At 68.5% G+C, this 22,098-nt stretch carries 24 protein-coding genes and 1 tRNA gene; 7 read left to right on the forward strand and 18 right to left on the reverse strand.

Annotated elements, in window-relative coordinates; all coding sequences use genetic code 11:
• Positions 1–20 precede the first annotated feature (20 nt).
• Both QFZ27_RS26090 and QFZ27_RS26095 read left to right on the forward strand, forming a co-directional pair.
• Positions 21–545: an RBBP9/YdeN family alpha/beta hydrolase gene (locus tag QFZ27_RS26090; RefSeq protein ID WP_429229381.1), complete on the forward strand. Its 525-nt coding sequence runs from the start codon at positions 21–23 to the stop codon at positions 543–545.
• 111 nt (positions 546–656) lie between these two features.
• Entirely contained in the window at positions 657–1,235 is a 579-nt protein-coding gene (locus QFZ27_RS26095) for a cytochrome b (protein WP_429229382.1), read from the forward strand.
• A 204-nt stretch (positions 1,236–1,439) separates the two neighbouring features.
• On the opposite strand, the gene QFZ27_RS26100 is transcribed toward QFZ27_RS26095, so the two are convergent.
• From QFZ27_RS26100 to QFZ27_RS26110, 3 genes are all read right to left on the reverse strand, one after another.
• Complete coding sequence (locus QFZ27_RS26100; protein ID WP_429229383.1) at positions 1,440–1,790, reverse strand: MmcQ/YjbR family DNA-binding protein; 351 nt, start codon at positions 1,788–1,790, stop codon at positions 1,440–1,442.
• Positions 1,791–1,807: 17 nt separating this feature from the next.
• Complete coding sequence (locus tag QFZ27_RS26105; protein WP_429229384.1) at positions 1,808–2,536, reverse strand: type 1 glutamine amidotransferase; 729 nt, start codon at positions 2,534–2,536, stop codon at positions 1,808–1,810.
• A 102-nt stretch (positions 2,537–2,638) separates the two neighbouring features.
• Positions 2,639–3,991 carry an NAD(P)/FAD-dependent oxidoreductase gene (locus QFZ27_RS26110; protein ID WP_429229385.1) on the reverse strand — a complete coding sequence of 451 codons (1,353 nt, stop codon included), beginning with the start codon at positions 3,989–3,991 and terminating at the stop codon, positions 2,639–2,641.
• A gap of 101 nt (positions 3,992–4,092) precedes the next feature.
• Here QFZ27_RS26110 and QFZ27_RS26115 point away from each other — a divergent pair, with 101 nt between their 5' ends.
• On the forward strand, positions 4,093–5,616 hold the full coding sequence (locus QFZ27_RS26115) for a bifunctional metallophosphatase/5'-nucleotidase (RefSeq protein WP_429229386.1): 1,524 nt from the start codon (positions 4,093–4,095) through the stop codon (positions 5,614–5,616).
• Positions 5,613–6,584 carry a patatin-like phospholipase family protein gene (locus tag QFZ27_RS26120; RefSeq protein ID WP_429229387.1) on the forward strand — a complete coding sequence of 324 codons (972 nt, stop codon included), beginning with the start codon at positions 5,613–5,615 and terminating at the stop codon, positions 6,582–6,584. Before QFZ27_RS26115 ends, QFZ27_RS26120 begins: the two co-directional genes overlap by 4 nt.
• Here QFZ27_RS26120 and QFZ27_RS26125 read toward each other — a convergent pair.
• Positions 6,542–7,339 (reverse strand): AraC family transcriptional regulator, encoded by a 798-nt coding sequence (locus tag QFZ27_RS26125; RefSeq protein ID WP_429229388.1) that lies wholly within the window; start codon positions 7,337–7,339, stop codon positions 6,542–6,544. The two genes, QFZ27_RS26120 and QFZ27_RS26125, sit on opposite strands and share 43 nt — an antisense overlap.
• A 136-nt stretch (positions 7,340–7,475) precedes the next feature.
• On the opposite strand from QFZ27_RS26125, the gene QFZ27_RS26130 reads away from it, so the two are divergent.
• Together QFZ27_RS26130 and QFZ27_RS26135 are read left to right on the forward strand one after the other, a co-directional pair.
• The gene (locus QFZ27_RS26130) at positions 7,476–8,702 is read left to right on the forward strand and encodes an MFS transporter (RefSeq protein WP_429229389.1); all 1,227 of its coding nucleotides are present in this window, start codon (positions 7,476–7,478) and stop codon (positions 8,700–8,702) included.
• Between the two features lie 99 nt (positions 8,703–8,801).
• Entirely contained in the window at positions 8,802–9,131 is a 330-nt protein-coding gene (locus tag QFZ27_RS26135; protein ID WP_429229390.1) for a hypothetical protein, read from the forward strand.
• Positions 9,132–9,187: 56 nt separating this feature from the next.
• On the opposite strand, the gene QFZ27_RS26140 is transcribed toward QFZ27_RS26135, so the two are convergent.
• From QFZ27_RS26140 to pgm, 13 genes are all read right to left on the reverse strand, one after another.
• On the reverse strand, positions 9,188–9,853 hold the full coding sequence (locus QFZ27_RS26140; protein ID WP_429229391.1) for an FkbM family methyltransferase: 666 nt from the start codon (positions 9,851–9,853) through the stop codon (positions 9,188–9,190).
• A 12-nt stretch (positions 9,854–9,865) separates the two neighbouring features.
• Positions 9,866–11,266 carry a tetratricopeptide repeat protein gene (locus tag QFZ27_RS26145; protein ID WP_429229392.1) on the reverse strand — a complete coding sequence of 467 codons (1,401 nt, stop codon included), beginning with the start codon at positions 11,264–11,266 and terminating at the stop codon, positions 9,866–9,868.
• Positions 11,267–11,286: 20 nt separating this feature from the next.
• Entirely contained in the window at positions 11,287–12,906 is a 1,620-nt protein-coding gene (locus QFZ27_RS26150) for a hypothetical protein (RefSeq protein WP_429229393.1), read from the reverse strand.
• Between the two features lie 231 nt (positions 12,907–13,137).
• Positions 13,138–13,213: transfer RNA gene (locus QFZ27_RS26155), tRNA-Phe, on the reverse strand.
• A 55-nt stretch (positions 13,214–13,268) separates the two neighbouring features.
• A complete protein-coding gene (locus tag QFZ27_RS26160) occupies positions 13,269–13,463 on the reverse strand; it encodes a DNA gyrase inhibitor YacG (protein WP_429229394.1) in 195 nt (64 codons plus the stop codon).
• A gap of 48 nt (positions 13,464–13,511) precedes the next feature.
• Entirely contained in the window at positions 13,512–14,594 is a 1,083-nt protein-coding gene (locus QFZ27_RS26165; RefSeq protein WP_429229395.1) for a ribonuclease E/G, read from the reverse strand.
• Entirely contained in the window at positions 14,591–15,181 is a 591-nt protein-coding gene (locus QFZ27_RS26170; protein ID WP_429229396.1) for a Maf family protein, read from the reverse strand. Before QFZ27_RS26170 ends, QFZ27_RS26165 begins: the two co-directional genes overlap by 4 nt.
• A 5-nt stretch (positions 15,182–15,186) precedes the next feature.
• Positions 15,187–15,405 carry a translation initiation factor IF-1 gene (gene infA, locus QFZ27_RS26175; protein ID WP_026870679.1) on the reverse strand — a complete coding sequence of 73 codons (219 nt, stop codon included), beginning with the start codon at positions 15,403–15,405 and terminating at the stop codon, positions 15,187–15,189.
• A gap of 117 nt (positions 15,406–15,522) precedes the next feature.
• Positions 15,523–15,969, reverse strand: a complete 447-nt coding sequence (locus QFZ27_RS26180; RefSeq protein WP_429229397.1) for an arsenate-mycothiol transferase ArsC — start codon at positions 15,967–15,969, stop codon at positions 15,523–15,525.
• Positions 15,970–15,972: 3 nt separating this feature from the next.
• Positions 15,973–16,470, reverse strand: a complete 498-nt coding sequence (locus QFZ27_RS26185) for a UPF0262 family protein (protein WP_429229398.1) — start codon at positions 16,468–16,470, stop codon at positions 15,973–15,975.
• Positions 16,467–17,762, reverse strand: a complete 1,296-nt coding sequence (gene hisD, locus QFZ27_RS26190) for a histidinol dehydrogenase (RefSeq protein ID WP_429229399.1) — start codon at positions 17,760–17,762, stop codon at positions 16,467–16,469. The genes QFZ27_RS26185 and hisD overlap by 4 nt, the downstream gene beginning before the upstream one ends.
• Positions 17,746–18,414: an ATP phosphoribosyltransferase gene (gene hisG, locus QFZ27_RS26195; protein ID WP_429229400.1), complete on the reverse strand. Its 669-nt coding sequence runs from the start codon at positions 18,412–18,414 to the stop codon at positions 17,746–17,748. Before hisG ends, hisD begins: the two co-directional genes overlap by 17 nt.
• A 268-nt stretch (positions 18,415–18,682) precedes the next feature.
• Positions 18,683–20,332, reverse strand: coding sequence for a phosphoglucomutase (alpha-D-glucose-1,6-bisphosphate-dependent) (pgm, locus tag QFZ27_RS26200; protein ID WP_429229401.1), 1,650 nt, complete (start codon positions 20,330–20,332; stop codon positions 18,683–18,685).
• Positions 20,333–20,474: 142 nt separating this feature from the next.
• Between pgm and QFZ27_RS26205 the strand changes: the two genes are divergently transcribed.
• Complete coding sequence (locus tag QFZ27_RS26205; protein WP_429229402.1) at positions 20,475–21,131, forward strand: TetR/AcrR family transcriptional regulator; 657 nt, start codon at positions 20,475–20,477, stop codon at positions 21,129–21,131.
• Positions 21,132–21,147: 16 nt separating this feature from the next.
• Here QFZ27_RS26205 and QFZ27_RS26210 read toward each other — a convergent pair whose 3' ends face one another.
• Positions 21,148–21,891, reverse strand: coding sequence for a Crp/Fnr family transcriptional regulator (locus QFZ27_RS26210; RefSeq protein WP_429229403.1), 744 nt, complete (start codon positions 21,889–21,891; stop codon positions 21,148–21,150).
• Between the last annotated feature and the right edge of the window lie 207 nt (positions 21,892–22,098).

Consider the following 22,098-nt stretch of genomic DNA (forward strand, 5'->3'; position numbering starts at 1 on the left):
TCCGGCACTGCAGCAGATCGATGAAATCCTCCGACGCCCACATCCTCATGGTCCCCGGCCTGGCCTCGCCGGACGAGAGCCATTGGCAGTCGCGCTGGCAGTCGCGGCTGAAGACCGCGCGCTGGGTCGGCAGCGCCGATGATCCGGCGGATCGGGACAGCCGGGTCGGGTCGCTGGTCGCGGCCGCCGAGGCCGGCGACAAGCCGGTGGTGCTGATCGCCCATGGCCTGGGGGTGCTGGCCGTCGCCTTCGCCGCCGCACGGCTGAACGGCCGCGTCGCCGGGGCGCTGCTGGTGGCGCCGGCGGACCCGGCCGGTGCACCCGGCTACGAGGACGTGCCGCGCGACCCGCTGCCCTTCCCGTCCCTGCTGGTCGCCAGCGCCAGCGATCCGCGTTGTGCCCTGGCCGTGGCCGACGACCTCGCGGCCGCCTGGGGCAGCCAGTTCGTCGATGCCGGCGACGCCGGCGGCCTCGACGGCACCAGCGGCCACGGCCCCTGGCCGGAAGGCCTGACCCGCTTCGCCATGCTGATGGCGCGGCTGTAGCGACGGCGCCGCGTCTCCTTGTCTTTTTATTAATCGTACCTTCGCCGGCTCTATGAGCGAAAAGGCTGGGGCCCTCATTGGCCCACGACAGACACAGCCACGAGCATCCGAATGACGATCCAGCAGGCCGCCGTAACCGCGGCCCCGACCGACCAGTCCGCCGGCCGCTACGACCGCGTCACCATCCTCCTGCACTGGCTGACGGCGGCGCTCGTCATCCTGATGTTCGCGCTGGCGGAGATCTGGGGTTTCCTGCCGCGCGGCACAGCGCTGCGGAAGGGCGCGCAGTCGCTGCACATCTCTTGCGGCCTGCTGCTGACGGTGGTGCTGATCGCGCGGCTGGCTTGGCGCGGCACCCAGGGCCGCCGTCTGCCGCCGGCGAACACCGGACTGCTGCATCTGGCGGCCAAGGCGGCGCATCTGGCCCTCTACGCGTTGCTGGCGGCACAGGTGACGCTGGGATTCCTGTTCCGCTGGGCGCAGGGCGAGCCGTTCCAGTTCTTCGGCCTGTTCGACGTGCCGGCCGCCTTGGCGCCCGACCACGACCTGGCGCAGACGATCGGCGGGCTGCACGACACCGTCGCCTGGACCATCATCGTCCTGGCCGGGCTGCACGCCGCCGCGGCGCTGGTCCATCACTATGCTCTGCGCGACGGCGTGCTGCGGCGGATGCTGCCGGGACGCGGCTGATTACGGTCTGGCTGTCCGGCCGAGGGAAAGGGCTGGTTTCAGTTTTCGTCCCTTTTATTGTCATCCTCGGGCTTGACCCGAGGATCCAGGGCTTTCAAGAGCGGCTCTCGGTGGGCCCTGGATTGCCGGGTCAAGCCCGGCATGACAATGAGGAGGCTGGGCTCAGGGGGCAAAGCGCAAAAGGCCAGACCGGATACGGCCGGATCACCCCTTCGCCAGATCGAACTCCTTGACCACCCGCTTCGGCGCCACCGTGCGCCAGCGCCGCAGCAGCAGGGCCTCGACCGCACGGGCACGGGAATCGGCCTCCGCCAGATGCACCAGCACGATCGGCGAGTTCTGGTAATGCGGGGTGAGGTGGAACACCTCGGGCTCGGCCTCGATCAGCATCTCGCGTTCATCGAGGCCGACGCCCAGCACCACCAGCGTCTCGCCATCCTCGCGCAGCCGGGTCAGCAGCTTGCCCTTCACCTTCAGCGCCGGCGTGCCGTAGGAGGTCGACCGTTCGACGCCGGGCCAGGCCAAGGCGAGGGCGCAGACATCGTCGAAGGTCATCGCCACCCTCCCTGCCGTCAGGCCGCCCGCCGGCCCTCCGCCTGCGTCCGCACCATCTCCATCCAGCGCAGCCCGACCTCGCGGGCGAAGCGGGCGGCGCCGGGCAGGTCGCCTTCCAGCTGGTCGCGATAGCTGGCGAAGAATTCCGGGAACCGGTCGCGGGTCCATTCCGCGAAGGCGTCGACCCAACCCTCGACGATGTCCGCCGAGACCTCGAGGTGGAATTGCAGCCCGTACAGGCCCGGCCCGGCGATGAAGGCCTGGTTGGTGCAGACGGCGTTGGTCGCCAGCAGCGTCGCGCCCTGCGGCAGGTCGAAAGTGTCGTAGTGCCAGTGCATCAGCTTCGGCAGCGGCGTCAGGCCGCGCAGCAGCGGGTCGGCCGCGGCGGCGTCCGTCGCCTCGATCGCGGTGAAGCCGACCTCCGGCGTGTGGTGGCGGCGCACCGTCCCACCCAGGGCCCGGGCCAGCAGCTGGGCGCCGAGGCAGATGCCCAGCACCGGCTTGCCGGCATCGGCGAAAGCGCGGATCGCGGCGATCTCGGCCGGCAGATAGGGATGAGCGACATCGTCGCCCGCAAACTGAACGCCGCCCAGCACCAGCAGCCCGTCATGGCCGGTGGCGTCCGCCGGCACGACGTCGCCATGTTCCGGGAAGCGCACATCCTCGGCCCCGCCCGCCTCCGCGATCGCCGCGCCGATCAGGCCCGAAGGGGTGCGGTCGTTGTTCTGCAGGGTCAGAATCTTCACGGCGTCGCTCCGCAGGTCGGCACGCAGGAAGGCTAAGGGCGGGCTGGCGGCATCGCCAAATGCCGAGACTGCGGGGCTGCCCCGGCGTCAGAGCCCAGGCTCTCAGAGGGCGTCCTGGATCAGGAATTTGAGGTACGCGGCCTTCAGCAGCCAGCGCCGGTGCGCGCCCAGTGGGAAGCGCGTGGGCGGCGTCGCCATCAGCGCCGGGATGCCGACGCCCGGCACCGGGCTGCCGGTCATGGCATGGGCGACGGCGCGGCCGGCCCAGCCGGCGCTGGCCACCCCGTTGCCGTGATAGGCCAGCGCGTACCAGACGCCCGGATCGTCGGGCACCTGGCCCAGCATCGGCGTCAGATTGGCCGACAGGCAGACCAGGCCGGACCAGAAATGCGTGGTCTCGACGCCGCGCCAGGCGGGATAGGCGATGCCGATCCGCCCTTCCAGCCAGCGCCGGTAACGGGCCGCAGCCTCCGGACTGCCCCAGGTGCCGCCACGGGCGCCGAGCAGCAGCCGCCCATCCTTGAGCAGCCGGAAGTAGAACAGCAGGCTGCGGGTGTCCGACAGCGGCGTTTCGGTGGTCCAGCCCTGGGCCGCGCGCTCCGCCTCGGTCAGCGGCCGGGTGACCACGATGTTGGACAGGGCCGGCAGGAAGGTGCCGGCAAGATGGGGATGCAGCCCGTCCGTCGTGTAGCCGTTGGTCGCGATCAGCACCCGCTTCGCCCGCAGCGAGCCGCCTGCGGTGACCAGCCGGTGCCCGCCCCCCTCCCGCTGCCAGCCGGTGACGCGGCTGCGGTCGTGGATCTTCGCCCCGCGGGCCAGGGCGGCGCGGGTCAGGCCGCGATGGTATTTCAGCGGGTGCAGGCCGAAGCCGGCGGCGTGGTGCAGCGCGCCATGCGCCTCGGGCCCGGCATGGCCGCGCTCGCGCAGCTCGTCCCGGCTCCACAGCGTCGAGGTCAGGCCGGCGACCTCGCGGTCCCAGCGCGCATCCTCCTCCAGCTCGCGCACCCGGCTCGCCTTGTGGGCGACGCTGATGACGCCGTTGCCCTGGCGGTCGAGATCGATGCTCTCGTCCCGGGCCAGCGCCGCCACCAGCTCGGTCGCCTCGACCTGGGCGGCGTAGTAGCGGCGCACCTCGTCGCGGCCGACCCGCTGCAGCATCGCCGGGCCGGACAGCTTGGCGGCCCCGACGCAGTTGAAGCCGCCGTTGCGGCCGGAGGCGCCCCAGCCGATCGGTCCCGCTTCCAGCACCCGGACGTCGATTCCGAGGTCGCGGGCTAGATGCAGCGCCGCGGACAGCCCCGTGTAGCCGCCGCCGATCACGGCGACGTCGCAGGCCTCGTCCCCGGCCAGCGCCACGCAGCCCGCGGGCGCCGGCCCGGCGGTCTCCTCCCAATAGCTCGGCACGGTGCGCGAAGTGTCGGCGGTGGCCGGATGGTAGAGGCTGTCCTGGGTCATCCGATCCGCTCACTTGTCACCGCTTCGCAACGCGGCGGAGGATGACATCGGGCCGCGGGCCGGTCCATTCTGGCACCACCGTCCGGAGGGAGATTCCAGCCATGCAGGGCCCGTCGCGCCGCCAGGTCATGCTCGCCACCGTGTTCGCCGCAGCCCCCCTGCCCGGGTGGGCTGCGGCGGCTCCGCTGCGCCTGACCTTCCTGCACGTCAACGACGTCTACGAGATCGGCCCGGTCCGCGGCCAGGGCGGCTTCGGCCAGCTGGCGACCCTGCTGAAGCAGGCCCGCGCCGAGAACCCGCACAGCATCACCACCTTCGGCGGCGACACGCTGTCGCCCTCGGTCATGTCGGGCCTGACCAAGGGCTCGCAGATGATCGACCTGTTCAACGCCGTCGGCGTCGACTACGCGGTCTGGGGCAACCACGAATTCGACTACGGGCCGGAGCTGGCGGCGCAGCGGATCGGCGAATCGAAGTTCCCCTGGCTGGGCGCCAACGTCCTGGGCAAGGACGGCAAGCCCTTCGGCGGCGGCGTCGCCACTGCCACCCGCAAGGTCGGCGACTACACCATCGGCTTCCTCGGCATCCTGACGCCGGACACGGCGGTGCTGTCGAGTCCCGGTCCCGATATCAGCTTCCCCGACATCATCACCACGGCCAAGCAGGCGGTCGAGGCGCTGAAGGCCGAGGGTGCCAACATCCTGGTGGCGCTGACCCATCTCGGCATCGCCCAGGACCGGCAGCTGGCGCAGTCGGTCAAGGGACTGCACCTGGTGCTGGGCGGGCACGACCACGACCCGATCATGTTCTATGAGAACAACGTCCTGATCTTCAAAGCCGGCTACGATTCGCACTATCTCGGCGTGGTCGAGCTGGAGGTCTCGACCCGCGAGACCAAGGACGGGCCGGTGATCGCCGTGCTGCCGAGCTGGGAGGTGCGGCCGACCGCGGGGGTCGAGCCGGATCCGGAGATCCAGGGCAAGGTCGACGCCTTCAACAAGGCGCTGGACGATGCGCTGGGCATCGTCATCGGCACCACCTCGGTCGAGCTCGACAGCCAGCGCGGCGCGGTGCGCACCGAGGAGACGACGATGGGCAACCTGATCGCCGACGGGCTGCGCTGGGGCACCACCGGCGCGCAGATCGCCATCATCAACGGCGGCGGCGTCCGCGGCGACCGGCTGATCGCCGCCGGCACCCAGCTGACCCGCAAGGACATCCTGGCCGAGCTGCCCTTCGGCAATGTCGCGGTGCTGCTGGAGCTGACCGGCGCCGAGATCCGGGCGGCGCTGGAGAACGGCGTGTCCCAGGTCGAGGCCGTCGCCGGCCGCTTCCCGCAAGTCTCCGGCCTCGCCTTCGTCTGGGATCCGGCCAAGCCGCCCGGCAGCCGGGTGATCTCGGTGACGGTCGACGGCAAGCCGCTGGACGATGCCGCGGTCTACCGCGTCGCCACCAACGACTACATGGCCGGCGGCGGCGACGGCTACGCCGCCTTCACCAAGGGCAAGGTGCTGGTCGACGCCTCGGCCGCGCGGCTGATGGCGACGGTGGTGATGGACTACGTCACCGCGATGAAGACGGTGTCGCCGAAGGTCGACGGCCGCATCCGGCGGATCTCGGCATGATCATGGATGCCGGCGGAACGGCCCCGCCGGTCCTGGGGCTGGCTCTCGGCGGCGGCATCGCCCGCGGCTGGGCCCATATCGGCGTGCTGCGGGCGCTCGACGCCGCCGGTATCAAGCCGCAGGTGGTGTGCGGCACCTCGGTCGGCGCACTGGCCGGCGCCGCCCATCTCTCCGGCCGGCTCGACATGCTCGAAGCCTGGGCCCGCGGGCTCGACCGGAAGCGGATGGTCTCCTATCTCGATTTCGGTCTCGGCCTGCCCGCCCTGATCAGCGGCCGCAAGCTGGGGCGGCTGCTGGACCAGAGCTTCGGCGACCTCAGAATCGAGGATCTCGGCGTGCCGTTCGGCGCCGTCTGCGTCGACCTGTTCACCGGCCACGAGGTCTGCCTGCGCGAGGGCCGGGTGTCCGAGGTGCTCCAGGCCTCCTACGCCCTGCCCGGCGTGTTCCCGCCACGGCACATCGGCCGCCACATGCTGGTCGACGGCGCCCTGGTCAACCCGGTCCCGGTCTCGGTCTGCCGTGCCCTCGGCGCCGAGGTCGTGATCGCGGTCAACCTCAACGGCGACATCATGGGCCGGACCCGGGTGCCCGAGGGCGGCTACGCCCGCATCGCCGGCTTCGACATCCTCGAGCTGATGCCGGGCGGCAGCCTGCTGGGCGGCCTCAACGGCGTCGCCCGCAAGCTGTTCCGCCGCGACCCGGACATGCCGAGCCTGTTCGGGGTGATGATGGCTTCGCTCAACATCATCCTCGACCGCATGGGCCGCATCCGCCTGGCCGCGGAGCCGCCGGACGTGGCGATCGATCCGAAGCTCGGCCACATCGGCAGCGCCGAGTTCGACCGGGCGGCCGAGCTGATCGACCTCGGCTATGCGGCGGCGGAGGCGGCGATCCCCGACATCCGCGAGGCGCTGCGCGTCACCTCCTATGGGTTGGGACCAGAGGCGCCGGCGCCCGCCGCGAAGTAGCGGCTGGGCGGCGCGCCCAGCAGGCGCTTGAACATGGTGGTGAAGGCGGCGGCGCTGTCATAGCCGAGGTCGAGGGCGACCGTCGTCACCGCCTCGCCCGCCGCCAGCCGCGGCAGGGCCGCGAACAGGCAGGCCTGCTGCCGCCAGCCGGACAGGCTGAGGCCGGTCTCCTGCCGGAACAGCCGGGTGAAGGCGCGGCGGCTCATGCCCAGCGCGCCGCACCAGTCGTCGATCGTGTCGTGCGGCGTCGGCCCCTCCAGGAACCGCCGGCAGCGCGCCGCCAGCGCCGCATGGCCCGGCAGCGGCAGGTTCAGCGGCAGCACCGGCATCCGCGCGATCTCCTGCAGGATCAGCGCCATGACCAGCCCGTCGCGGGAAGCCGGGTCGTATTCCACCGGCAGCTCGACCGCCTCGATCAGCAGGCTGCGCATCAGCGGCGAGACGCCGACCACCCGGCATTCGGCCGGCAGGCCGGGAACCGCATCGGCCTCGATGTAGACGCTGCGCACGCTGACCGGGCCGATCAGCTGCACGTCATGGGTGATGCCGCCCGGAATCCACACCCCGCGCTCCGGCGGCACCACCCAGCGCCCCTGCTCGGTCCGGACCAGCAGCACGCCGTTGGTGCCGTACAGCAGCTGCGACCGCCTGTGCCGATGCGGCAGGATCACGAAATTCGCCGGGTAGTCGTTGCCGATGGCGACGACCGGACGAGGCGTGGCCTCGTAGTCGGGCGGGGTAGCGTTGCGAACCATGGCCCACTCTCGAAGACAAAAGACCAAACCACGAAAGCAGGACATTGCGAAAGGCGTATCTTTGCCCAAACCGGAGGCATTCCCGCCTCCGGACGCCTTTGTGATGGCCGCTCAGCGGCCATCGGGACGATCGGGAATGACGAGCGGAACACTGAACCATAGGCCCGACACCGACGGGACCGTCTTCACCATCCTGGCCGCGATCAGCTTCAGCCATCTGCTGAACGACATGATGCAGTCGCTGCTGCCGGCGCTCTATCCGATGCTGGCCTCGGATTTCGGCCTCGATTTCGGCCAGGTCGGGCTCATCACCCTGGTGTTCAATCTCACCGCCTCGATCCTGCAGCCGGCGATCGGCCTCTACACCGACCGCAAGCCGCAGCCCTATTCGCTGCCGCTCGGCATGGGCTTCACCCTGGTCGGCCTCGTCGTCCTTTCGGTCGCCACGACCTTCCCGCTGCTGCTGCTGGGCGCGGCTCTGGTCGGCATGGGCTCCGCCGTGTTCCATCCGGAATCCTCGCGCATCGCCCGGCTGGCCTCGGGCGGGCGGCACGGGCTGGCGCAATCGGTGTTCCAGGTCGGCGGCAATATCGGCTCGGCGATCGGGCCGCTGCTCGCGGCCTTCATCGTGCTGCCGCGCGGCCAGGCCAGCATCGGCTGGTTCTCCGCCGCGGCCCTGCTCGCCATCCTGGTGCTGACCGGGGTCGGCGCCTGGTACCAGCGGCACCGGCGCAGCATGGCGGCCAAGCCGCGCCGCCCGGTCGCGCCGATCGCCCTGTCGCGCGGCAAGGTCGGGATGTCGCTGGGCGTCCTCGGCATGCTGGTGTTCTCGAAATACATCTACCTGGCCAGCCTGACGAGCTACTTCACCTTCTACCTGATCCAGACCTTCGGCGTGTCGGTGCAGGAGGCACAGATCCACCTGTTCATCTTCCTCGGCGCCGTCGCCGTGGGGACGGTGGCGGGCGGCCCGATCGGTGACCGCTTCGGCCGGAAATATGTGATCTGGGGGTCGATCCTGGGCGTGCTGCCCTTCACCATGGCGATGCCCTATGTCGGGCTGACCGGAACCGTGATCCTCAGCATCATCATCGGCCTGATCCTGGCCTCGGCCTTCTCCGCCATCGTCGTCTATGCGCAGGAGCTGGTGCCGGGGAAGCCGGGCACGATCGCCGGGCTGTTCTTCGGCTTCGCCTTCGGCATGGGCGGCATCGGCGCCGCGGTGCTGGGCGAGGTCGCGGACCTGACCAGCATCGGCTTCGTCTACCGCCTGTGCGCCTTCCTGCCGCTGATCGGGCTGCTGACCGTCTTCCTGCCCGACCTCGAGCGGCCACGGCGGGTGGCCGCCGCCCCCGCGGAGTAAGGGCAGGTTCAGCGAAGCGGACGCAGGCGGCTGTGCCGGCGTCCGCTTCGGCCTATCTTGATCCAGATGGTCCGCCGATCGGCGGATGGAGGGGTCCGGATGGGCCAGCGGCAGCGGTACCGGCGCGCGCCGGCATGGGTGATCGCGGCGATGTGCCTCTGGCCCGCGACGGCGCCGGCGCATGACAGCTGGATCAACCGAGGCCGCTACCTCGAATACGGCACCGTCAACCATTGCTGCGGCAACGAGGACTGCTCGGCCTGGCCGCGTGCGGATATCGAGGAGAGCGCCGACGGCTACCGGATCCGCTCGACCGGCGAATTCGTGCCGCGCTTCAAGGCCCAGAGCAGCGAGGACGGCGAGTACTGGATCTGCCGCAAATCCACGAATGCGATCCGTTGCTTCTTCGCCCCCTCGCCGGGGACGTAGCGGCCGGACCGTGAGCTACGCGAATTCCCGGATGGGACCACGGCGTCTTCAACCCATCACCGTCGCCAGACCAGACTACGCCACGCCGATGATATGCCCCCTCCAGCGGCCATATAACAATCATCGACGCCAATCGCACACACAAATTCGTACCCTCGGCGCTCAATGAAAGCGCGAATTTCGGAACGAACCGGAAGATAATTATGCTCGACCGTCAGAACGCGAAATCTATACTTGTCATATGGGAAGCTTTGAAGAATCTTCAGCTCCGACCCTTCTGTATCCAAGCTCCAATAATCTATCATAGCAGGCGCTCCACATGCCTGGAGCACTGATTGTATGGTGTGCGCTGGCTTTTGTACGGTTGCTGGACGCCCATCGGTCGCGAGAGGAAGACTGAGTTCGCGAACGGTATATTCTAGATGAATTGGGCTGTATTCATCCACGATGCCGCCGAGCGTGCTTGCCTCCAGGAAATCAACAGGCCCGTCACGGTTATAGAGGCAGCAGTTGACGCATTGGCATCGCCGATTATTTATCAGGGCTGCGTAGAATGCGTCGTTGGGCTCAATGCAAATCCCATTCCATCCGAAATTCGTCTCCAGCATATAGGTGTTGCTTGCGCGCAATCCATCGGCCGCACCACTATCAAGAAAGAAGCCGCCTCGTTTGCCGCCCAGAAGGCTGAGAACAAGCTGATCCTGTCCAAATTGCGAGGCCACGGCCGGTCCCCATCAACCGCTGAATCGTCGAATACGGCTCCGCCGAAACGCTGCGGATCGCCAGGAGCCGTACGCGGCCGAGGGATGCTCCGAAGATCGGGTTCGATGGTGAATATCATCCGTTCGGTCACCATATAGCATCGTGATGTTGATGCGGTGGTTCTCGTAGCCGGACCGGAAATGCACCTTAGATGTCGCATGAAACAGGTCGGAGTTGAAGATGATCGCGCGGTTTTGCCGGTAGGGTATCGTGATTGACTGCGCCCCCTGACGCTTCAAGAACGGCTTAATAATGTCAAGGCGGCCGTTATAGGTTTCAAAATCCCAGTGCGAGGGCGCGTCCACACCGTACACAACCATACCGCCCGACAGTGGATCGAGATTGGCGTCGTTGGGAGTTATCCAGAAATTGACGTTCACAGCGGCGAAGTCGGCGTGGACGGTGGCGTCCGCAGGTAGATCTTCGCAATTCTTGAAGCCCCACAACTGTCGGAGTGGATATAAGTCACCGATGACTCGCGGGAAGGCGTCTCGTAACTCCTCGGCAATCTGAACCAAAAGGGGGCATGCAAAGCCCTCGTGGAAAAATGCCCCCAACCGACCATAGGCGTACCGATTAGCGAACCACACGGTTGACTGCAGTGCGAAGGCTCGAACTGCCTCAAGAGCTGTATCCGTGAGGAAATTGTCAATAATGACGATCCCCGGTGGTCGATCTATGTAAGCGTTCTCAACAGCACGAGCATCCCACTGATCCGACAGGGCCCGCGATAGTCGCGGCGTCGGGCGCAGATAGACGATCCGGCCGTACACCTGCCCGATCAGTTCGTCCACCTCACCTTCAAGTGGGACGCGCGCATTCTCGTCCATCGCCACGACTTTGGACAAAGCCTGCTCCAGATCTGCAATGATCGAATTGAACTCTTTATCCAGCACCCCGCATTTCAGAAGATAGTAGAACTGCGCGATGTCGTGGCGCAGCTTGGCCGCCGAGAGAAATGTCCGCGGCCGCTGGACAGGGTCGGAGATCAATCCGTCTCCCGGCATGGGATACCAACGGCTGGCGCGCCGCAAGGCGGCGGATATCGCAGCATAGTCCCCGGCGCGTCCAATATTGCGCCGTTGCACCTCGCCCGACACTAGTTGCTGGAGCCAGGCCAGACCGTCATCTCCCGCTTCCAGCTCATCACGCCAAAGGGTCAGGCTTTCCTGCAGCAATCCTAGCTCGACCAGAAGCACAGCCAAGCTGCGGCGTGCCGAACGCCGGTCCGGCTGCACCGCGAGAGCCTGCCGATAGCAGTCCGCAGCCTCTGAATAGCGCCTGTCGGCCACCAAACCGTTGGCCAGCGCCTCCCATCGCTCGGCACCGAACACTTGCTCGACCGTGGGTTGGAGACCGCTCAACGACATCATCCGGCTCTCCGCGATAGCAGCTACTCCGTCTGGGACAGATCCAAGGCCCCGATGTTCCGCAGCTGTGTGGCATACCCGATCAGCGCCTCAAGGGTGACCAGCACATATCCTCGCGCCAATCCCTCCCAGCCGGAAGACGGGTTGCCGACGGTGAACGGGCTGCGAGTAATGCCCGTCAAAGTGAATGGTGTCGTACCGGTAGCCGTGCTTCCAAACGTTGAGCCGGTGAACACCGTGCCGGTACCGGTACCGGTACCCGTCTGCGTAATGAAGGTCGTCAGCGTAATTCCGGTGAAGGTGCCGCCGGTGCCCGTTCCCGTACCGGTACCCGTTCCTGTCCCGGTACCCGTTCCCGTCCCCGTCCCGGTGCCCGTTCCCGTTCCGGTGCCCGTTCCCGTCCCGGTGCCCGTTCCCGTCCCGGTGCCCGTTCCCGTCCCGGTGCCCGTTCCCGTCCCGGTGCCCGTTCCCGTACCGGTGCCCGTTCCTGTCCCGGTGCCCGTTCCTGTCCCGGTGCCTGTTCCTGTCCCGGTGCCCGTTCCTGTCCCGGTGCCCGTTCCCGTCCCGGTGCCCGTCCCTGTCCCGGTGTCGGTGCCTGTCTGGAACCCATCCTCGGTGGCCGTGCCGGTGAACGTGCCACCCAATGTTCCGGTGCCGGTGAATGTCCCTCCCTCGGTGGCCGTCCCGGTGAAGGTGCCCCCCTCCGTGGCCGTCCCGGTGACCGTCCCGCCCAATGTTCCGGTGCCGGTGAATGTCCCTCCCTCGGTGGCCGTCCCGGTGAAGGTGCCCCCCTCCGTGGCCGTCCCGGTGACCGTCCCGCCCAGTGTCCCGGTGCCGGTGAATGTCCCTCCCTCGGTGGCCGTCCCGGTGAAGGTGCCCCCCTCCGTGGCCGTGCCGGTGAACGTCCCGCCCAGTGTCCCGGTGCCGGTGAATGTCCCTCCCTCGGTGGCCGTCCCGGTGAAGGTGCCCCCCTCCGTGGCCGTCGCGGTGAACGTCCCGCCCAGTGTCTCGGTGCCGGTGAATGTCCCTCCCTCGGTGGCCGTCCCGGTGAAGGTGCCCCCCTCCGTGGCCGTCCCGGTGAAGGTCTTCCTCTCAGTGGCTATGCCGGTGAGCGTCTCTGTAAGAACGCCGCCCTTGACGGTCGTGCCGGCCAAAGTCCCAGCAGCGGCGCCCGTCACGGGATTGTCAGGAGTAAAGATCCCACTCGGACCGAAAATCACATGGAGCAGTTCGTCTCGGATGCTGAGCGTCGCAGCAGGCTCGCCCGCCGCCCGGATAAGGGCCGTGACAATGTAGTGATCTCCGGAAGCAGCCATGGCCCGGCTGAACTCTCGCAAGAACTCTTCTTGGCTCGGCGCCTTTTGACGGTACACATGAGCACAGCTTCGCAGCCAATCCAGCAATTTAGAGCTACTGGCAATGGAATAGATCAAATAATTTCGAACAGATGCGACCTGTTCAGGCAGACGCTCTCCTTCAAGATACTCTGCCAAAACCTGCGCGGGATCGGTAATAAACTGTTCCCGCAGCAGGAAATCACTCGTCATGGCTTTGAACAGAGCATCAATGCGCCGCGTCATGGAAGCCCGTCGCAACAGGGTCGATTCGCGCGCTGAACGCAGATCACGGTCCTGCCCCTGCATATCGAACCTCGACTATCGGGAGCGAAGAATATCCACCGGCTTGAGAAAATTATCTCAGCTAAAAGGCGCCATGGCAACGGACACTCTCGGCACGTTCCTGGACCCATACCGTTACGAGACCGCTCACTGGCGTAGATGCGCTCCAAGGACGCGTCGTCCCGAGCGGCCAACCGCATCGGGTAGCCCGCTCCGGCAGCTCTCGGGCTGCCGCCGACGCCATATCAGGGAAAATGGTGCCCAGGGACGGAGTCGAACCGCCGACACGGGGATTTTCAATCCCCTGCTCTACCAACTGAGCTACCTGGGCGCCGTTGGCTCCGCAGTGCGGAGGCCGTGCTTATAGGAAACCGGACGCCGGCTGTCTAGCGCTGATCTTCATCCGGCTGCAATGTTTCTTCGGCCTCGTCCTCGGGCTTCACCGGAACCGTGTAAGCCTCGGAAAACCAATGGCCGAGATCGATGTCGGCGCAGCGGCGCGAGCAGAACGGACGGTATTGCTGCACCGTCGGCTTGCGGCAGATCGGGCAGCGCCCCTTGGTCTCTGTGATCGTGGTCATGGCTCTCAGAATCGGGTCTTTGGCGCGCGGCTTCAAGCCCGCAAGGGGTCAGGTGTGGACGACATCGGCCAGGGCCTGGCCGCGCCGCTCGCGCGCCAGCTCGGCCAGGCCCAGCGGCGACAGGGATTCGCTCAGTTGCACCCGCAGCGGATCGTCGACCAGGGCGCCGCGGAAGGCATTCAGCAGGGCCGCGCGGTCGCCGCCGCGGCGCATCGAGATGAAATCGACCACCACCGTGCCGCCGATGTTGCGCAGCCGCAGCTGGCGGGCGATCTCCACCGCCGCCTCGCGGTTGGCGCGGACATGGTCGGGCGCCCGGCCGCCATCGACATCGATCGCGGTCAGCGCCCGGGTCGCCTCGATGGTGATGCTGCCGCCAGAGGGCAGCGGGACGGTCGGGCTCAGCAGCGTGTCCAGGGCGTCGCCCAGCGGCGCCGCGCCGGCGGCGATACGGGCGGCGAGATCGGGCACCGCGGCCGTGGCCCAGCGCTGCAGCGGCGGCAGCAGGGCGGCGCCGTCGATGACGATTCGGGCAGCGTCCGGATGGTCCAGGATCAGCCGGCGGGCGGCGCCCGGCGCCGGCTCCAGCAGCGCCGGGGCGCGGGTGGCCTCGGCCCGGTCGGCGATCGCCTCCCAGCGCCGCGCCAGCCGTGTCGCCTCGTCCAGCACCGCGTCGACCGCCATGCCGGCACTGGCGGCGCGCACGATCCAGCCGCCCTCCAGCCGCTGCTGCCACTCGCGCTTCGCCGCGGGGCCGAGGCGGCTCGATACCGCGACGCTGGAGGAGAACGGCAGATGGATCAGCCCGGCGCCGGGCAGCGCCACGTCGCGCGTCGCCTCGGCCCCCTTCTCGCCCCGGGGGTCGGCGACGATCTGGACGATTACCGGCGCACCGGCGCGCAGCGAGTCGGCGTCCGGCCCGCGCAGCGGCAGGAAGGCGCTGCGGCCGGTGCCGATGTCGAGGAAGGCGGCCGCCGAGACGCGGTCGATCTTCTCGACCCTGGCCAGCACCACCGCGCCGGCCAGGCTGGGCCGGGACAGGCGCTCCGCGGCCAGGTCGGTCAGGCGGCCGTCGATCACCACGCCGGCCAGCAGCACGCCGTCCGTAGAGGTGATCTCGACCGTCTTCACCAGCGATAGCCGGCGCCGCCGAGCAGCTGCGAGGTCTCGAACAGCGGCAGGCCCACGATGTTGGAGTAGGAGCCGTCGATGGCCCGGATCAGCGCCGCCGCCCGCCCCTGGATGGCATAGCCGCCGGCCTTGCCGCGACCCTCGCCCGAGGCGACATAGGCGTCGATCTCGGCCGGGGTCAAGCGCTTGAAGATCACGCTGCTCTGGACCAGGCGCTGGCGCATGGTGCCGTCCGGCGCGATCAGGCAGACGCCGCCATGGACGCGGTGGCGCCGGCCGGACAGCAGCTCCAGGCACTGCCGCAGCTCGGAATCGGTCTCGGCCTTGGGCAGGATCCTCCGGCCGCAGCCGACCACGGTGTCGGCCGCCAGGATGAAGGCGCCGGGCACCTGGGCCCGAATCGCCTCTGCCTTGGCCTGGGCCAGGCGCCTGGCGTGCGGGCCGGGCAGCTCGCGCTTCAGCGGGGTTTCGTCGAGATCGGCGGGCAGGACCTGGTCCGGCACGATGCCGATCTGGCGCAATAAATCGAGACGCCTCGGCGAAGCCGAGGCGAGAACAAGCACGTCGACCGTGCCCTGACCGGGCACGGCAGTTACTTGAAGCGGAAGGTGATGCGACCCTTGGTCAGGTCGTACGGAGTCATCTCGACATTGACCCGGTCACCCGCCAACACCCGGATGCGGTTCTTGCGCATCTTGCCCGAGGTGTGCGCGAGAACTTCGTGGTCGTTGTCCAGCTTCACCCGGAACATCGCATTCGGGAGCAGCTCGGTCACGGTGCCCGAGAACTCGATCAAATCTTCCTTGGCCATCCAAACTCGCCATGTTGAGAATCCGCCCAAGAAGTGGGCGACCGGACTTGCCGGGTCAAGAAATTTGTGCGGTTTCGCGCCGCGCTTCGGCTATTCACCGGGTCCGCAAGACGATTATCACGCCCGTTCCTGCGCCAGATCGCCGAAACGCTCGCGGATGCGGGCCAGCAGCATGTCGCGGACCTGGCGGAAGGCGGCCAGCCGGACCTCGCGGTTGCCCTCGATCGCGGTCGGGTCGAAGGTGTTCCAGAACTCGAGATCGCAGGCGGTGGTGCGGGTCATCTCCACCGCCCGGTGCTGGGCCTCGGGCGACAGCGAGATCACCAGGTCGAAATTGTCGTCTTCGAGATCGTCGAAGGCTTTCGGGCGATGCCGGCTGAGATCGATGCCGATCTCCTTCATCACCGCCACAGCGAAGGGGTCGGGCTCGGGCTCCTCCAGCCGCACCCCGACGCTGTCGACGAAGATGCGCGACCCCGCCACATGCTTCAGGATCGCCTCCGCCATCGGCGACCGGATCGCATTCTGGGTGCAGGCGAAGAGGACGCTGGTCGGCCCCGCCATCGCTCACCCGCGGATCTGCAGGACGCAGAGCAGCGTGAACAGCCGCCGCGCCGTCTGATGGTCGATCGCGATCCGCTCGGCCAGCCGCTCGCCGAGCATGACCGAGCCTTCGTCATGCAGCCCGCGCCGGCCCATGTCGATCGCCTCGATCTTCGACGGCGGCGCGGTCTTGATCGCGGCGTAGTAGGTTTCGCAGACCAGGAAATAGTCCTTGATGATCCGGCGGAAGGGCTGGACCGGCAGGGCCACCCGCTCGGGCTCGGCTGCGGTTCCATCTCCGGCCGTGATCTCGAAGATCAGCCGGTTCTCCTCCATGCGCAGGCGCAGGCGGTAGGGTCCGGCCGGGCCCTGGACCAGGCGGAAGCTGTTCTGCTCGATCAAGTCGTGGATCGCCACCCGGCGCTCATGCGCCACCTCCGGCGACCGGCGGACGGCGGCGCTCTCGTCGATCACGACCTCGACGAGGCGCCCCTCCTCCGCATCGCCGGCCGCGCCGCTCATCCGGCCGTCAGCCGCTGGGCGATCGACAGCGCATGCGCCTCCAGCCCCTCGGCCCGGGCCAGGCGCACCGCCGCGGGGCCGATCTTCGCAAGGCCGGCGGCGTCGCAGCGCACCAGCGTGGTGCGCTTGACGAAGTCGAAGACGCTGAGGCCGCTGGCGAAGCGGGCGCTGCGCGCCGTCGGCAGCACATGGTTCGGGCCAGCAACATAGTCACCGACCGCCTCCGGCGCATGGCGGCCGAGGAAAATCGCGCCGGCATGGCGGACCCGGTCGGCGATGCGGTCGGGGTCGGCGACCGCGAGCTCGAGATGCTCCGGCGCCAGCCGGTCGACCAGCGCCGGGGCGTCGTCCAGCGAGCCGACCACGATCACCCCGCCCTGGTCGCGCCAACTGGCGCCGGCGATCTCCGCCTTCGGCAGCCGGGCCAGCACCCGGTCGACCGCCGCAACGACGGCATCGGCGAAGGCGGCATCGTCGGTGATCAGCACCGACTGGGCATGGGTGTCGTGCTCTGCCTGGGACAGCAGGTCGACCGCGATCCATTCGGGATCGTTGCCGGCATCGGCCACCACCAGGATCTCGGACGGGCCGGCGATCATGTCGATGCCGACGGTGCCGAAGACCTGGCGCTTGGCCTCGGCGACATAGGCGTTGCCCGGGCCGGTGATCTTGTCGACCGGGCGGATGCTGGCGGTGCCATAGGCCAGCGCCGCGATGGCCTGGGCGCCGCCGACGCGCCAGATCTCGGTCACCCCGGCTCGCTCCGCCGCGGCCAGCACCAGCGGGTTCAGCACCCCGTCCGGCGCCGGCACCGCCATGGCGATGCGCCCGACCCCCGCCACTTTGGCCGGGATCGCGTTCATCAGGACGGAACTGGGATAGCTGGCGAGGCCGCCGGGGACGTAGATCCCGACGGCGTCGATCGGGGTCCAGCGGGCGCCGAGGCCGATGCCGTCCCCGTCGACATAGGACAGGCTCGGCAGCTCGGTCCTGGCGTGGAAGGACTCGATCCGCCGGGCCGCGAGGTCCAGCGCCGCATAGGTCTCGGCGTCCACCTGCGCCCGCGCCGCAGCGATCTCGTCGGCGCCGATGCGCAGCGTCTCGGGTGTCAGCCGCACCCGGTCGAAGCGCTCGGTGAAGGCGACCAGCGCCGCGTCGCCGCGCGTCCGGATCTCGGCGATGATGGTCGCGACCACGCCGGCGACATCGGCATGGGTGCCACGGCGGGCGGAGACGAAGGCTTCGAAATCCCCGGCGAAGCCGGGCGAGCGGGCATCAAGACGCAGCGGCATGGACGGCGTTCCGGAAACGGTCGACCCAGCCGGCGATCTCCTCCGGCCGGGTCTTGAAGGCGGCGCGGTTGACGATCAGCCGCGAGGTGACGTCGGCGATGTGCTCGATCTCGCGCAGCCCGTTCGCCTTCAGCGTCGAGCCCGACGAAACCAGGTCGACGATGCGGCGGCACAGGCCCAGCGTCGGCGCCAGCTCCATCGCCCCGTTCAGCTTGATGCACTCGGCCTGCACCCCGCGGGCGGCGAAGTGGCGGCGGGTCACGGCCGGATATTTGGTGGCGACGCGGATATGGCTCCAGCGCCGCGGGTCGTCGGTCTCGGCCAGGTCGACCGGCTCGGCCACCGCCAGGCGGCAGGCGCCGATGCCGAGGTCGAGCGGGGCGTAGAGCTCGGGGTAGTCGAACTCCATCAGCACGTCGTTCCCGGCGACGCCCAGCTGCGCCGCGCCGAAGGCGACGAAGGTGGCGACGTCGAAGGAGCGCACCCGGATCAGCCGGATATGCGGATGGTTGGTGGCGAAGGACAGGCCGCGATGTCGCGGGTCGTCGAACGCCGGCTCCGGCTCCAGCCCGGCATGCGCCATCAGCGGGCGCAGCTCGTCCAGGATGCGGCCCTTGGGCAGGGCGATGGTCAAAGGATCGGGAACGGTCATGGCGCCGGCTTCCGCGGGAACGGCCGGCACCATAGCCGAAAGCGCAGCCGCGAGACCAGAAGAGGCCGCGACTCGCCCATGCGTGAAGGTCAGCCTTCGAGGTCGGCTCTCCGTCTCCTTCCTCGTCATGGCGAGGAGGCGAAGCCGACGTGGCCATCCAGAGATCGAGCCGCTGGGATGGCCACGCCCCCCCATAGGCGTAGGGGGCGGGGCTCGCCATGACGGTTCAGGATTTCGGGCGACCGGTATCGAACTGCCAGCCCCGTCCCTACCTTGCCGCACTCTCGAAAGCCCGGCCGATCAGCGCCTTGGCGTCGTCCTGCACCTGCCGCAGATGGTCCTCACTGCGGAAGCTCTCGGCGTAGATCTTGTAGACCTCCTCGGTGCCCGAGGGCCGGGCCGCGAACCAGCCGTTCTCGGTCGCCACCTTGATGCCGCCGAAGGGCTGGCCGTTGCCGGGCGCCTTGGTCAGGGTCTCGGTCACCGGGTCGCCGCCGAGCTGGGCGGCGCCGAGCCCTTCCGGCGTCAGGGTCTTGAACACCTGCTTCTGCTGGCTGCTGGCGGGGGCATCGGCGCGGGCGTACCAGGAATTGCCCAGCTCCTGCGTCAGCCCGGCGTACAGCTCGCTCGGGTCGCGGCCGGTGACGGCGGTGATCTCCGCGGCCAGCAGGCCGAGGATGATGCCGTCCTTGTCGGTGGTCCACACCGTGCCGTCCCGGCGCAGGAAGGAGGCGCCGGCGCTCTCCTCGCCGCCGAAGCCGACCGACCCGTCGCTCAAGCCCTCGACGAACCATTTGAAGCCGACCGGCACCTCCAGCAGGCCGCGGCCGAGCTTGGCCGCGACCCGGTCGATCATGCTGCTGCTGACGAGCGTCTTGCCGATGGCGCTGTCGGCGCGCCAGCCGGTGCGGTGCTGGAACAGATAGGCGATCGACGCCGCCAGGAAGTGGTTCGGGTTCATCAGCCCGGCGGTGCGGGTGACGATGCCGTGGCGGTCGGCGTCGGTGTCGTTGGCGAAGGCGACGTCGAAGGTCTCGCGCAAGCCCAGCAGCCGGGTCATGGCGTAGGGCGACGAGCAGTCCATGCGGATCTTGCCGTCCCAATCCGCCGTCATGAAGCGGAAGGTCGGGTCGACGATGTCGCTGACCACGGTGGCGGCGATGCCGTACCGGTCGATCAGCGGCGCCCAATAGCCGACCGCCGCGCCGCCCAGCGGATCGATGCCGATCTTCACGCCGGAGGAGCGGATCGCCTCGAGATCGACGACGCTGCCCAGGTCGCCGACATAGCCATCGACGTAATTGTGGCGATGCGTGGTCGCAGCCTTCAGCGCGCGCGCCAGGGGCACTCGCTGCACCCCGTCCAAGCCCTTGCCGATCAGCTCGTTGGCGGTGCGCTCGATCCAGCCGGTCACCTCGGTGTCGGCCGGCCCCCCGTTCGGCGGGTTGTACTTGAAGCCGCCATCCTCCGGCGGGTTGTGCGACGGGGTGACGACGATGCCGTCCGCCAGCCCGGCGGTCCGGCCGCAGTTGTAGGTCAGGATGGCGTGCGAGATCACCGGCGTCGGGGTGTAGCCGCCGTCGCGGTCGATCATGGTCTCGACGCCGTTCGCCGCCAGCACCTCCAGCGCACTGGCCAGCGCCGGCTCGGACAGCGCGTGGCTGTCGATGCCGATGAACAGCGGCCCGTCGATCCCGGCGCGCCTGCGGTACAGGCAGATCGCCTGGGTGATGGCGAGGATATGGTCCTCGTTGAAGCTGCCGGCGAAGGCCGTGCCGCGATGGCCCGAGGTGCCGAAGGCGACGCGCTGCGCCGGATTGGCCGGATCCGGCCTGGTCGTGAAATAGGCCGTGATCAGCCGCGGCAGGTTGACGAGGTCGGACGGATCGACGGGCTTTCCTGCACGCGGGCTGACCATCTGCATCCATTCCCTGGGCTGGTTTCGTATCACAGGCAAATTGCGCCAGCTGGCGGCGTCTGTCGAGAAGGCGACGCCCCGGTTTTCGCTTTCGTCCGCCCGCCGGGTGCGGGCAAATGGTCAGGGCAGCAGGGGCGACGCCGTGGACCGGATCGAGAGCACCGATGGCAGGATTCGGGCGCGCTGGCAGCGCGACCCGGAGGGCATGCGCCGGCGCATCCTGGACGCGGCGTTGGCCGAGTTCACCCGGCACGGCTTCGGCGGCGCCCGGATCGACCGCATCGCCGCGGCCGCCGGCGCCAACAAGCGTATGCTGTACTACCATGTCGGCAACAAGGAGACGCTGTACCTGGCGGTGCTGGAGGAGACCTATGCCCGCATCCGCACCGCCGAACGCGCGCTGAACCTGGAGAGCCTGGCGCCGGACGCCGCGATCGCCCGGCTGGTCGAGTTCACCTGGAGCTATTTCCTGGAGAACCCGGAGTTCCTGACCATGCTGAACCAGGAGAATCTGTACCAGGCCCGGCATCTGAAGCAGTCGCCCAAGGTCCGCCCGCTGCACTCGCCCTTCGTCGGGATGATCGGCGAGGTGCTGGACCGCGGCGTCGCCGCCGGCGCGTTCCGGGCCGGGATCGACCCGGTGCAGCTCTACATCTCGATCGCCGGCCTGGCTTATTTCTACGTCTCGAACCGCTGGACGCTGTCCGTCATCTTCGACCGCGACCTGTCCGCCCCCCAGGCCCGCGCCGACCGCCTGGCCCACATGACCGACCTGGTGCTGTCGGCGCTGCGGCTGTGAGACGGCGGCGGACGGATCAGGCCCGGACGGAAAGATGCGCCGCCGCGCGCTCATGATCGTCGACCAGCGGATATGCCAGGCCGGCCAGCGCTTTCTCATCCCGGATGAAGACCCTGCGGCCGCGCTTGGTGGCCACTCCCGCTTCATGGAGCCATTTCAGGGTCCGGTTGACGTGCACCGTCGAGATCCCGAGATAGTCGCCCATCTGCAGCTGCGTCATGGGCAGCTCGAAGCTCCAGGCATCCGGCGCGATCGACCCGGACAGCACCAAGCGGGTGCGGGTCTCGGTGAGGAAGAATGCCAGGCGCTCCTCCGAGGTGCCGCGCCCCAGGCTGACGATCCAGTTGTGGAGCCGGCGCTCTTCCTCGATCACCTGCCAGATGCACCGGGTCGCAACATCGCTGTCGTGGTCGAAGGCCTGTCGCAACTCCTGATGATGGATCTGTTCGAGCACGGCATCGGCCATCACCTGGACCGAGTCCGGATGGGAGGACACGAACATGCTCTTCACGGCGAACAGGTCGCCGGGGAGAAAGATCAGGATGTACTGGCTCCGGCCGTCCGGCAGATCGCGAACTCGGCCGGCCCAGCCGCTTTGGAGGCGATAGACATAGTCATGGCCCGTGCCGCCGCGGACCAAGGTCGTTCCGGCCTTCACCGCTCGGGATTGCAGGCCCGGCAGTGCCGCGATCTTCTCTTCGCCGCGGGCCAGCGCCTCTGACACCTCGTCGCGATGTAGCGCAAATCCGGATGAATCCATGTTCTCGGTCCGACCGTGTGGGGGCAGGACGCATGCTCAAGAACTGCGCCCTCCCGCACAGTCAACGGGCATGGGCGCGAACTGGTTCATCTGATCGACGGGCACCAGCCGCGAACCGGTCGCGCACCACCGAGGAACGCCGGCGACGGAACCGATGGCGGTCAAAACGCTATTGGTGCGCTCATAGGAAACCCCGAACGGACGATG

Origin of the sequence: Inquilinus ginsengisoli (assembly GCF_050434925.1) — a bacterium.
Lineage (GTDB): Bacteria > Pseudomonadota > Alphaproteobacteria > DSM-16000 > Inquilinaceae > Inquilinus > Inquilinus ginsengisoli_B.

Coding starts and splice junctions, on each gene's coding strand:
- QFZ27_RS26090 (WP_429229381.1), top strand. CDS start 21: ATGAAATCCTCCGACGCCCACATCCTCATGGTCCCCGGCCTGGCCTCG.
- QFZ27_RS26095 (WP_429229382.1), top strand. CDS start 657: ATGACGATCCAGCAGGCCGCCGTAACCGCGGCCCCGACCGACCAGTCC.
- QFZ27_RS26100 (WP_429229383.1), bottom strand. CDS start 1,790: ATGACCTTCGACGATGTCTGCGCCCTCGCCTTGGCCTGGCCCGGCGTC.
- QFZ27_RS26110 (WP_429229385.1), bottom strand. CDS start 3,991: ATGACCCAGGACAGCCTCTACCATCCGGCCACCGCCGACACTTCGCGC.
- QFZ27_RS26115 (WP_429229386.1), top strand. CDS start 4,093: ATGCAGGGCCCGTCGCGCCGCCAGGTCATGCTCGCCACCGTGTTCGCC.
- QFZ27_RS26120 (WP_429229387.1), top strand. CDS start 5,613: ATGATCATGGATGCCGGCGGAACGGCCCCGCCGGTCCTGGGGCTGGCT.
- QFZ27_RS26125 (WP_429229388.1), bottom strand. CDS start 7,339: ATGGTTCGCAACGCTACCCCGCCCGACTACGAGGCCACGCCTCGTCCG.
- QFZ27_RS26130 (WP_429229389.1), top strand. CDS start 7,476: ATGACGAGCGGAACACTGAACCATAGGCCCGACACCGACGGGACCGTC.
- QFZ27_RS26135 (WP_429229390.1), top strand. CDS start 8,802: ATGGGCCAGCGGCAGCGGTACCGGCGCGCGCCGGCATGGGTGATCGCG.
- QFZ27_RS26145 (WP_429229392.1), bottom strand. CDS start 11,266: ATGATGTCGTTGAGCGGTCTCCAACCCACGGTCGAGCAAGTGTTCGGT.
- QFZ27_RS26150 (WP_429229393.1), bottom strand. CDS start 12,906: ATGCAGGGGCAGGACCGTGATCTGCGTTCAGCGCGCGAATCGACCCTG.
- QFZ27_RS26160 (WP_429229394.1), bottom strand. CDS start 13,463: ATGACCACGATCACAGAGACCAAGGGGCGCTGCCCGATCTGCCGCAAG.
- infA (WP_026870679.1), bottom strand. CDS start 15,405: ATGGCCAAGGAAGATTTGATCGAGTTCTCGGGCACCGTGACCGAGCTG.
- QFZ27_RS26180 (WP_429229397.1), bottom strand. CDS start 15,969: ATGGCGGGGCCGACCAGCGTCCTCTTCGCCTGCACCCAGAATGCGATC.
- QFZ27_RS26185 (WP_429229398.1), bottom strand. CDS start 16,470: ATGAGCGGCGCGGCCGGCGATGCGGAGGAGGGGCGCCTCGTCGAGGTC.
- hisD (WP_429229399.1), bottom strand. CDS start 17,762: ATGCCGCTGCGTCTTGATGCCCGCTCGCCCGGCTTCGCCGGGGATTTC.
- hisG (WP_429229400.1), bottom strand. CDS start 18,414: ATGACCGTTCCCGATCCTTTGACCATCGCCCTGCCCAAGGGCCGCATC.
- pgm (WP_429229401.1), bottom strand. CDS start 20,332: ATGGTCAGCCCGCGTGCAGGAAAGCCCGTCGATCCGTCCGACCTCGTC.
- QFZ27_RS26210 (WP_429229403.1), bottom strand. CDS start 21,891: ATGGATTCATCCGGATTTGCGCTACATCGCGACGAGGTGTCAGAGGCG.